General features: G+C 60.5%; 9 protein-coding genes and 2 pseudogenes. 2 read left to right on the top strand and 9 right to left on the bottom strand.

Annotated features, from left to right (window positions below):
• Positions 1–507 precede the first annotated feature (507 nt).
• The 8 genes and pseudogenes from accD to Q7L05_RS15735 form a co-directional block, all read right to left on the bottom strand.
• Positions 508–1404: an acetyl-CoA carboxylase, carboxyltransferase subunit beta gene (accD, locus tag Q7L05_RS15700; protein ID WP_303908872.1), complete on the bottom strand. Its 897-nt coding sequence runs from the start codon at positions 1402–1404 to the stop codon at positions 508–510.
• A 277-nt stretch (positions 1405–1681) separates the two neighbouring features.
• Positions 1682–2497, bottom strand: coding sequence for a tryptophan synthase subunit alpha (trpA, locus tag Q7L05_RS15705; protein WP_303908875.1), 816 nt, complete (start codon positions 2495–2497; stop codon positions 1682–1684).
• Positions 2494–3711: a tryptophan synthase subunit beta gene (gene trpB / locus Q7L05_RS15710; RefSeq protein ID WP_303908878.1), complete on the bottom strand. Its 1218-nt coding sequence runs from the start codon at positions 3709–3711 to the stop codon at positions 2494–2496. Before trpB ends, trpA begins: the two co-directional genes overlap by 4 nt.
• Complete coding sequence (locus Q7L05_RS15715) at positions 3695–4324, bottom strand: phosphoribosylanthranilate isomerase (protein ID WP_303908881.1); 630 nt, start codon at positions 4322–4324, stop codon at positions 3695–3697. Before Q7L05_RS15715 ends, trpB begins: the two co-directional genes overlap by 17 nt.
• A 313-nt stretch (positions 4325–4637) precedes the next feature.
• Positions 4638–5420 carry a tRNA pseudouridine(38-40) synthase TruA gene (gene truA, locus Q7L05_RS15720; protein WP_303908884.1) on the bottom strand — a complete coding sequence of 261 codons (783 nt, stop codon included), beginning with the start codon at positions 5418–5420 and terminating at the stop codon, positions 4638–4640.
• A 411-nt stretch (positions 5421–5831) separates the two neighbouring features.
• Positions 5832–6062: pseudogene (locus Q7L05_RS15725) on the bottom strand (GIY-YIG nuclease family protein).
• A gap of 612 nt (positions 6063–6674) precedes the next feature.
• Complete coding sequence (locus Q7L05_RS15730) at positions 6675–6923, bottom strand: CcdB family protein (protein ID WP_303908888.1); 249 nt, start codon at positions 6921–6923, stop codon at positions 6675–6677.
• On the bottom strand, positions 6923–7168 hold the full coding sequence (locus Q7L05_RS15735; protein WP_303908891.1) for a type II toxin-antitoxin system CcdA family antitoxin: 246 nt from the start codon (positions 7166–7168) through the stop codon (positions 6923–6925). The genes Q7L05_RS15730 and Q7L05_RS15735 overlap by 1 nt, the downstream gene beginning before the upstream one ends.
• A 601-nt stretch (positions 7169–7769) precedes the next feature.
• Here Q7L05_RS15735 and Q7L05_RS15740 point away from each other — a divergent pair.
• Both Q7L05_RS15740 and Q7L05_RS17465 read left to right on the top strand, forming a co-directional pair.
• Positions 7770–7865: an addiction module protein gene (locus Q7L05_RS15740; protein WP_303908894.1), complete on the top strand. Its 96-nt coding sequence runs from the start codon at positions 7770–7772 to the stop codon at positions 7863–7865.
• Positions 7865–8160: pseudogene (locus Q7L05_RS17465) on the top strand (type II toxin-antitoxin system RelE/ParE family toxin). The gene Q7L05_RS15740 and the pseudogene Q7L05_RS17465 overlap by 1 nt, the downstream one beginning before the upstream one ends.
• Before the next feature lie 242 nt (positions 8161–8402).
• On the opposite strand, the gene Q7L05_RS15745 reads toward Q7L05_RS17465, so the two are convergent.
• A complete protein-coding gene (locus Q7L05_RS15745) occupies positions 8403–9317 on the bottom strand; it encodes a hypothetical protein (protein ID WP_303908897.1) in 915 nt (304 codons plus the stop codon).
• Between the last annotated feature and the right edge of the window lie 535 nt (positions 9318–9852).

Here is a 9852-nt window from a genome sequence, read left to right on the forward strand (position 1 = left end):
TAACAGTTCGTCATTGATTCGGGGCCGCGCGCCGGCGGGTACGGCTCGCAATGACAGCTAACAGTTCGTCATTGATTCGGGGCCGCGCGCCGGCGGGTACGGCTCGCAATGACAGCTAACAGTTCGTCATTGATTCGGGGCCGCGCGCCGGCGGGTACGGCTCGCAATGACGGCTAAATGTTCGTCATTGATTCGGCCCAGCGCAGCTAGGGGCACGGCTCGCAATGACGGCTAAATGTTCGTTACTGATTCGGGGCTGCGAAGCGGCGGGGGCGGCTCGCAACGATCGCTATTCCCGGACAGACTCCTACTGTGAGGCCCACGCGTAAATAATCTTTGTATTCTCGTAACTGCTCGCCCGGGTGAGCGCGCACGGCCCAGGAAATCCGTCATCCCTGTCACCCCCCGCAGGCGGGGGGTAGGCGGGGATCCATTTTGAGCCATATTGCTGTTCTCTGGATTCCCGCCTACGCGGGAATGACGGAGAGGGTGAGTAGTTACGTAGTCTCAATGACTATTCGTTTCCAGTGCCATAACCGGTACCGGTGTCGGCTGGCCGGTGAACATGGCGAGCACGGAAGCAATCTTTTCGCGCATTTGGCGACGATCGACGATCAGATCCAGGGCGCCGTGTTCGAGCAGGAATTCACTCCGTTGGAAGCCTTCGGGCAGGGTCTCCCGCACGGTCTGTTCGATGACGCGAGGACCGGCAAAGCCGATCAAGGCGCCCGGTTCGCCGATATTCACATCCCCCAGCATGGCGAGGCTGGCGGAAACCCCGCCCATGGTCGGGTCGGTCATGACCGAAACGAAGGGGAGACCCCTTTTGCTCATCCGAGCCAAAGCTGCCGAGGTTTTGGCCATCTGCATGAGTGAGAAAAGCGCCTCCTGCATGCGCGCGCCGCCACTGGCTGAAAAACAGACCAGCGGAAGCTCATTCTCCAGGCAGGCATCGACCGCCCTGACGAACCGCTCGCCGACCACCGAACCCATGGAGCCGCCCATGAATTTAAACTCGAAGGCCACGGCGACCAGAGGAATCGTGTTCACCTGTCCCATCATCGCCACCAGGGCATCACTCTCACCGGTGTTCTTTTGTGCCTGGGAGAGGCGATCCTTGTATTTCTTGCTATCACGGAACCGAAGCGCATCCACCGGATGAAGGTCATCGCCGATCTCCACCCGGGGCTCTTCGTCCAGAAACGCCTCAAGCCGTCGTCGTGCGCTGATGCGCATGTGGTGATCACACTTGGGACACACATCCAGGTTGCGTTCCAGCTCGGCCCGGTAAAGGACGGAATTGCAGCCCGGACATTTGGCCCACAAGCCTTCGGGCACGCTCTTTCGTTTCGCTCCACCTTCGGTGCGAATCTGGGAAGGCAAAAATTTTTTTAACCAGCTCATTGCATTCTTCCCCCGCTCATTTGGCGAGAATGGTTTTTTCGTTTAGCCACACAGTTCGAATCCATGCCGTTTTTGGCTTCGCAACATGAGTACGTGTAATAAATCTCTGTGCCGAATGGCACTTACTTAACGCCCCAGGCACCTGTAGGAGCGGCGGAAGCCGCGAAAACCGATGGGCAATCTCATCGCTTGGATCGCGGCTGCCGCCGCTCCTACGGACGGATCACCCTTGAGTTAAGTGCCATTCATCTCTGTGCTCTCTGTGCCCTCTGTGGCTTCATTTCGTAGTTGCTTCATCCATCGCGCCGCGCAACTCAGCGAGAAAGCCGCCAAGTGCTTCGGGGATGCGCCCGGGTGTATCCGCCAACGTCTCGATGCGACCGACCAGCGCGCTGCCGACAATAACCGCGTCAGCTACTTTGGCCACCTCGGCCGCCGTGGCGCCATCCTTGATGCCGAACCCCACACCGACCGGCAGATCCGTGTGGGCGCGGATGGCGGCCAATCGGTCGGAGACCGCTGCAGCATCCAGATTCGCCGCACCGGTGATGCCCTTCACCGAGACGTAATAGATGAACCCGCTGGCCACATGGGCGATGCGATCGATGCGGGCATCACCCGTATTGGGTGCCACCAGATAAATGGGATCGAGGTCAAACCGGCGGGCGGCAGTAACGAAATCATCAGCCTCTTCGGGGGGCAGGTCGACCGTTAATACGCCATCCACGCCGGCAGCGGCCGCGGCTTCGGCAAAGACCTCGTAACCCATCACCTCGATGGGATTCAGATAGCCCATCAGCACCACGGGGGTCTCGGCGTCGTCCTCACGGAAACGGCGCACCATGTCGAACACCGCCTTCAGATTGACGTGATGCATGAGGGCGCGTTCGCTGGCGCGCTGGATAACCGGACCATCCGCCATCGGATCGGAAAACGGCACGCCCAGTTCGATGATGTCCGCCCCGCCTTTCACCAGGGCATGCATCAGCGGAACCGTGACTTCGGGATTCGGATCACCGGCGGTAACAAACGGGATCAGCGCCTTGCGGCCGGCCTCTCGAAGAGAGGCGAAACGGGTAGCGATTCGACTCATACTGTGATGCCCTCCCGCTCCGCGACCGTATGGATATCCTTGTCGCCACGCCCGGAGAGATTCACGATGATGACCTTGTCGGGGCCGAGTTCGGGAGCGAGCTTCATGGCATAGGCAAGGGCATGACTCGACTCCAGCGCCGGCATGATGCCTTCGGTAAGGGTCAATTCATGAAAAGCGGCCAGGGCTTCGTCGTCGGTGATCGCGACGTAGTTGGCGCGACCGGAATCCTTGAGCCAGGCGTGTTCCGGACCGACGCCCGGATAGTCCAGCCCCGCCGAAACCGAGTGGGTCTCGATGATCTGTCCGTCCGCGTCCTCCATCAGGTAGGTGCGGTTGCCGTGCAGCACGCCGGGGCGGCCCGCGCAGAGCGGAGCGGCGTGGCGACCGGACTCCAGACCGTCACCGGCGGCTTCGACGCCGTACATGGCGACGGAGGCATCATCAATAAACGGATAGAACAGGCCGATGGCGTTGGAACCGCCGCCCACGCAGGCCACCAGCGCATCGGGAAGCCGTCCCTCCTGCGCCTGGATCTGCTCGCGAGCCTCGCGGCCGATGATCGCCTGGAAGTCGCGCACCATGGCGGGATAGGGGTGCGGTCCCGCTACCGTGCCGATGATATAGAAGGTGTCGTCGATGTTGGTGACCCAGTCACGCATCGCCTCGTTGAGGGCATCCTTCAGCGTCTTCGAGCCGGACTCCACCGCCACCACTCTCGCACCCAGCAGGCGCATGCGATAGACATTGATCGCCTGGCGCCGGATATCCTCCGACCCCATGTAGACCACGCACTCCAAACCCAGCCGGGCGGCCACCGTCGCGGTGGCAACGCCGTGCTGCCCCGCCCCGGTTTCGGCGATGATGCGGGTCTTGCCCATGCGTTTGGCGAGCAGCGCCTGGCCGATGGTGTTGTTCACCTTGTGGGCGCCGGTATGGTTCAGGTCTTCACGCTTCAAATAGATGCGCGCACCGCCCAGCTTGCGGGTCCAGCGCTCGGCAAAATAGAGCGGCGTGGGCCGGCCAACGAACTGCTGCAGGTCCTCGTCCAGTTCCGCCTGGAACTCGGGATCCTCGATATAGCGCTCGTAGGCCTCGCGCAGCTCCTCGAGGGGCCCCATCAGGGTCTCGGATACGAAACGGCCGCCGTACGGGCCGAAATGGCCCCGCTCGTCGGGCAGCTTCGTGGAATCGTTTTCAGTCGCTCTCTGCACGCCGTACTCCTCGCATGAACGCGGCGATCTTCGCCGCGTCCTTGATACCTTTGTCTGCCTCGACGCCACTGCTGACGTCGACGGCGAAGGGCCGCACGCTGCGGACCGCATCCGTAATGTTTCCCGGCGCCAACCCACCGGCCAGCACCACGGGCAGGTTCAAGTCATCGGGAATTCGATCCCAATCGAACCGCTCCCCCGTTCCGCCGGGCACACCCTCTTGATAGGCATCCAGCAGCAACCCGTCGGCGGAGGCATAGCGCTCCGCCATCTCCCGCAGGTCGATGTCGGAACGCATCCTCACGGCCTTGATATACCGGCGACCCAAGGACTCGCAGCTCTCCGGCGTCTCACTGCCGTGAAACTGCAGGAGATCCAGCGGCACCCGCTCCAGCACCGCATCGATATCCTTGCGCTCGGCATCCACAAACAGCCCCACCGCCGTCACAAAGGGCGGCAGCGTGGCGACAATCGCCGCCGCCTGCTCGGCCGTCACCACCCGCGGACTGCGCGGATAGAACACCAGTCCGATGGCATCGGCCCCCGCCTCCACCGCCACACGGGCGTCATCGGAGCGGGTAATTCCGCATATCTTGACGCGGGTACGCCTCATGGCCGAGCCCTGGATGATTGATTAACCGCAAAGAGCGCCAAGGTCACAAAGATACCTTTCAAAACAAACCATTGCGCCTGCACGCCGACCGAATCGGTGTCGGGCAAAAACCTTTATCTTTTACTTCGCGCTCTTAACAGACTGTTAAAAAAGTTTTTTGTCCCTTCTCCCTGAGGGAGAAGGTTAGGATGAGGGGGGTACAAAATCAGTAACTTACCTTATTGAGTCCCCTCACCCCGGCCCTCTCCCTCAGGGAGAGGGAGTTTTTCAACAGCCGTTAGCGGTTTGAACACAACACCCGGAACCCGGCAGATTACCAGACCACGCTTTCCTGCGAAAGCGACGGCAGACCAAAACGCTCGGGATACCCCACACCGGTCAGGTAGAGCCCGTGGGGCGGTGCGGTAACACCGCCCAGGGTGCGATCCCGCGCCTCCAGCACCTCTTTGGTCCAGCCCGGCTCCTGTTCGCCGCTGCCGATGGCCATCAGCACACCGGCGATATTTCGCACCATATGATGCAGGAAGCCGTCGGCCTCGAGATCCAGAAAGATGAAGCGCCCCTCCCGGGAGACATCGAGCCGGTGCAGCGTCCGCACCGGGCTTTTCGCCTGGCAGGCAACGGCACGGTAGGAGGAAAAGTCGTGTTCGCCGAGCAGGTGGCGGGCCGCTTCGGCCATCCGGCTCTCATCCAGCGGCCGACACGCCCAGCTGACCCGGTGCTGAAGGAAGGTGGGGCGCACCGCGCGGTTGAAAATCACGTAACGGTAACTGCGCCGCACCGCCGAAAACCGCGCATGGAAATCGTCCGGGACCGGTTTCATCCACAGAATTGCGACATCCTTGGGCAGATTGGCGTTGCCGCCGAACACCCAGGCGCGCTCCTCCCGCTCCACCTCGGTATCGATATGAATCACCTGCTCCGTAGCGTGCACCCCGGTATCCGTCCGCCCGGCACAATGCACCCGTACCGGCGAATCGGCCACCTTCGACAGCGCCTTCTCCACCGCCCCCTGGACGGTCGGAACCTCGTGTTTCTGCAACTGCCAGCCGCAGTAACGGCTGCCGTCGTACTCAACCCCAAAAGCGATACGCATGATATTGATATAACCCGAACCTTTTACAAATTTGCACCGATTTCGCTTGTCGCGGCCCTTCCAAAAACCGACCGGTGCACCGTCTTCGACGTTCGCTTATCGCGCGATGTTCTCGTTCAAACAACGCATCCCGCGACCCTCTGCCGTCATTCCCGCGAAGGCGGGAATCCAGGCGCCCCCCGGAATCCAGACTTCCCTGGCAGCGTCCTGCCACAAACGTCAACCCGCGACCCTCTGCCGTCATTCCCGCGAAGGCGGGAATCCAGGCACCCCCCGGAACCCAGGCTTCCCCGGCAGCGTCCTGCCACAAACGTCAACCCGCGACCCCTTGCCGTCATTCCCGCGAAGGCGGGAATCCAGAGGTCACCCCGATCAGGCAACCACCGCCAAACCGTGATCGGCTATTGTGCCTTAAACGGCAATATCGGGATAAAGATCCCGCCACTCGGGATTGTCTTTCTCGATCAACGCCAACTTCCAGGCACGATTTCATTTTTTGAGCCGCTTCTCGCGCACAATCGCGCCGACCCCTTCGGACCCATTGTTCCTGTGCTCCCAAACGCGTTTAACGAGGTCGCTGGTGACGCCGACGTAGAGCGTGCCGTTGCGCCGGCTGGCAAGGATGTAAACAGCAGGTTGCATGGGCTTCCCTTTCCGTGTGAATTCCCGCATCCAGCGGAAGTAGTACGCCGGGGCATTCGGAATATGGAAAACAAGGAACACACTAAGCCGTTCTGGAACAGGGAATCAATGGACATTCGTTTGGTGGTCGTTTGAGCGTCGCGGCCCGTGTGGACGAGTGCGGGGTTCCAAAGTGTCGGGGGTGCTGGATTCCCGCCTTCGCGGGAATGACGGCAGAGGGTCGCGGGAATGACGGCAGAGAGTCATGGGAATAACGCAGAGGGTCGCGGGAACGACAGCAGAGGGTCGCGGAATGACAGCAGAAGGTCGCGAGAATGACGGCAGAGAGTCACGGGAATAACGGCAGAGGGTCACGGGAATAACGGCAGAGGGTCACGGGAATAACGGCAGAGGGTCACGGGAATAACGGCAGAGGGTCGCGGAATGACGGACGGCATAGGGTCGGTGGCCGCGCGCAAGAATCGGGCAGGTAAAGATGAGGAGGTGGAACATTAGGGTCAGAGTGTCAGAGTAAAATCATTTCGAGCATTGAAAGGTCGGCACGCCTGAATCGGCTCTCACAGGTGGGAGTGGCTAATCGCCAAAGAAGGGAGGCAGGGCTGTTCCGTGCACTCAAAAGCCGGTAAAAAGCAGATCGAGCGCGGCGATGACTTCATCGCGCTTCTCCGAGAGTGAGGTCACGTAAGGCCCCAGAACGGCTGTCGATACCCCCGCCAGTTCTGCCGTGGAGAGGACGACCTCGTTACTTTCAATTGTGAATACCGGATTCAACACCGAAATCGGTCGCCCAAACGCCCCCAGGCGGACGAGCGGCGCCACGACTCTGGTGTCTAACCCACGATAAACGGCAAACTGCACCATCAGAAGCGCCGGGCCTGGTCTCCAAAACTACCCCGCGCCTCTACGCGTCGATTGTACTCTTCGAATGCCTCCCGGTTCTCCTCCCGCCATTGGCGCTCGCTCTCCCTGCGCACGGCTCCGGCGAGGTGTTCTTCAAACACTTGCGAAAGGTTAAGGCCGAGCTCCCTCGCCCGCCTGAGCAGATCGGCATTCACGCTCAGATTGGTGGCTTTCTTCGGTGCATTCGTGTCATATGCCGTTCGCATGCCCGTCACCAGATGCAAGAATGATGCGCATAATGCTTGCGCATCTTCCGATAGAGGTCAAGTTGGACGCAGGCCGCCGGGCGGCAAAAGAGTGGGTTTCCGATGCGGTAGGTCGACGCACACGCGTTACTTGCAGGTCTGGTGACCCGCAGTACAGTAGTGCGCGAAAGAAGGGCGAGCATGGCAATGGCTTGGAGTGAATGTCCAGGTATTCAATTGCGGGCAGGCACAAAGGCTCATCCAGCGGTAAACTTGGACATACTTGAATCAACTCTCTGCGAAGAAGGTGACATGAAAACCGAAGATTTGTTGCGAGCCGCCCCCGCCGCTGCGCGGCCCCGAATCGATGACGAACTCTTAGCTGTCATTGCGAGCCGCCCCCGCCGCTGCGCGGCCCCGAATCAATGACGAACTTCCCTCTTGTCATAGCGAGGAGCCTCAGCGACGAAGCTATCTCGAAGTGCCAAGTACCAGATTACTTCGTCGCTGGGGCTCCTCGCAATGACAGCGGGGGGGGGAGTTCTTCAGGAGAAATCGATTCACTTCCTGTGGAAGAGCGTGCGCGCCACCAGAATCGGAAATCGATAAGAAGTGGGCGGAAGTGGCCAAGCGACGGTTGGAAGAGATCCAATCGGGTACGGTCAAGCCGGTATCAGGAGAAGAAGTCTTTGAAGATATCTGGAAACGGTTCTCTTGATGCAGTATTCGTTCCATCCAGAGGCCCTAGTGGAGTTTCGGCTCGCCATCGATTACTACGAGGAGCGAGAAATGACACTTGGGTATCAATTCGCTGCCGAAGTGTATGCGGCGATAGAGCGAACCACGCACGTCCTGAGATGTAGCCGTTTATTGAAAAGAGTGTTCGCCGGTGCCTTGTTCGTCGGTTCCCGTATGGGGTTATTTACCACCACGACGAAAGCAATCACGAACTGATAATCCTTGCGGTAATGCACCTTCACCGCGAACCGTACTACTGGGTACATCGAAATTAGTCTCGTCGACGCCTTGAGCGGAATCGCCCTCTATTCCATGGCAGCCTAACCCGCTTAAGTACACATGCAAACGGGAATGGACAGGGCTAGTGGTTCCCGACACGCTATTCCTGTCCTGGTTCACCGCAGCCGCCGCCACGCCGTTGTAGTAGGTCCTCTGCTCTTGCACGGCTGCCCGGAATTCCCAGTTCCCCGCGGGGAGGAACGAGAAGGAGTACCCGCCGGTGGCATCGGTGGTCGCCTCAAGTTTCACATACCGGATCGGGCAGATAGGTGGCCGTGACCGTGAGGCCCGCCAGGGGCAGATCCGGATTGGAGGGAGGCGCATTGAGGTGTCCCGTTACCAAATAGCGGCCCACGTAAAAGCGCAGTTCGCCGCCGTAAATACGGTTCGCGGCGTCCCTGGCCGACGAGACCCGCAGTGCGACTTCACTCAGGCCCATTGCATACAGAGCCGACCGGAAGGCATTGGCGTCCGTCAGCTCCAGAGCGCCCTCGGCATTGAGCGTAAACGCGCCGGTAACCTCACGCTTTGCGTCCGGCTGCTTGAGGGGCACCAGGTCCACATAGCCCTTGTCCACCAGGGGCCGCGCCCCGCCGGAATCATCGACAAAGCCGACCCGGAGCACCGATGTGTCGACCGGCAGGATGGGTCCCGTGATGTCCTGGCTCACGAGCAAGGCGGGCTCCAGCAGCTGTTCCTCACTGTCCATGACGATATCGACCCGGTAAGGGTACGTGGCATCGGCCGGTACCGCCAGTTGCGTCTGCCCGGCAACCAGCGCCGGCTCGACGACGCGAATCGCGTAGTCACCTCCGACCGGTAGGTCGATGACCAGTTGGCCGGCCGCGTCGGTCTCGCCGACCTGCGCCCCGTCCACATAGACCTGTGCACCCGCCTGGGCCGGCGCCTCCAGACTCTCGTAGAAGGCAGCGATGGTAACCGGCACCGTCTGCTCGGCGGCCGTCTCTTTACCGCACTCCGAACGGGCCGCCTCTACCGTCGTCGCCTGAACTTCTCTCCGGGAGTAATCTTCCTGTTGGGTAAGCTGCTGCAGCGCGTGGCTGACACAGGCGACATACTGGCCATGGTTTTTCCAAGCCTCTCCGGAGGAGTTTCTCGAACAGGGACAGGCTTCGGCGACAACGGCCGACACGGTCGGGGTAGTTTCGGGAGGAGCGGCCCTGGCGGGAACCGCCGCGTATACAAGTAGGAATGAAAGAATCAGGAACTTACACAGTAGTGTTTTCCATGTGTTTTTTTCGTGCATTTTCGACATCCATTCGCTCCTGCCGCAGCCCGGGTGGGCGCAGTGCTTCCGGCTCGTTGGTACATCCGTCAAGTAGGCGGGCGTGGAATTCCTCGTCCTATATAACACGATAGGTCTCGGGGGACGCAACTTACCGGCGTTAGACTTCACCCATGCGCAAATAGAGGGATTTCTTACGTGAAGATACAGCCGGTCAGGCGGGAGCGGCGTGTTGTCAATACCGCACCAGGATGCGGAAAATCAGCGCGCAAGAATCGGGCAGGTAAAAATGGGGAGGGCCAGGCCCTCCCCGGTTTGGAACATTAGGGGCACCCATTAGCCGCCTCCGATCAACTGGACCCGCACAACACTCCGCGTTAGGATAAACCCGTACTCAGGCGGCCGAAGCGCCCGGTGAAGTCGAATCCGGGCGAGGGCGTAA

This window comes from Thiohalomonas denitrificans (assembly GCF_016841685.1).
In the GTDB taxonomy this organism is placed as follows: Bacteria; Pseudomonadota; Gammaproteobacteria; order Thiohalomonadales; family Thiohalomonadaceae; genus Thiohalomonas; species Thiohalomonas denitrificans_A.

Excerpts from the sequence above, each read along its gene's own strand:
- Q7L05_RS15735 (WP_303908891.1), bottom strand. The coding sequence starts at position 7,168 with ATGCGAACGGCATATGACACGAATGCACCGAAGAAAGCCACCAATCTG.
- truA (WP_303908884.1), bottom strand. The coding sequence starts at position 5,420 with ATGCGTATCGCTTTTGGGGTTGAGTACGACGGCAGCCGTTACTGCGGC.
- accD (WP_303908872.1), bottom strand. The coding sequence starts at position 1,404 with ATGAGCTGGTTAAAAAAATTTTTGCCTTCCCAGATTCGCACCGAAGGT.
- Q7L05_RS15730 (WP_303908888.1), bottom strand. The coding sequence starts at position 6,923 with ATGGTGCAGTTTGCCGTTTATCGTGGGTTAGACACCAGAGTCGTGGCG.
- Q7L05_RS15715 (WP_303908881.1), bottom strand. The coding sequence starts at position 4,324 with ATGAGGCGTACCCGCGTCAAGATATGCGGAATTACCCGCTCCGATGAC.
- trpA (WP_303908875.1), bottom strand. The coding sequence starts at position 2,497 with ATGAGTCGAATCGCTACCCGTTTCGCCTCTCTTCGAGAGGCCGGCCGC.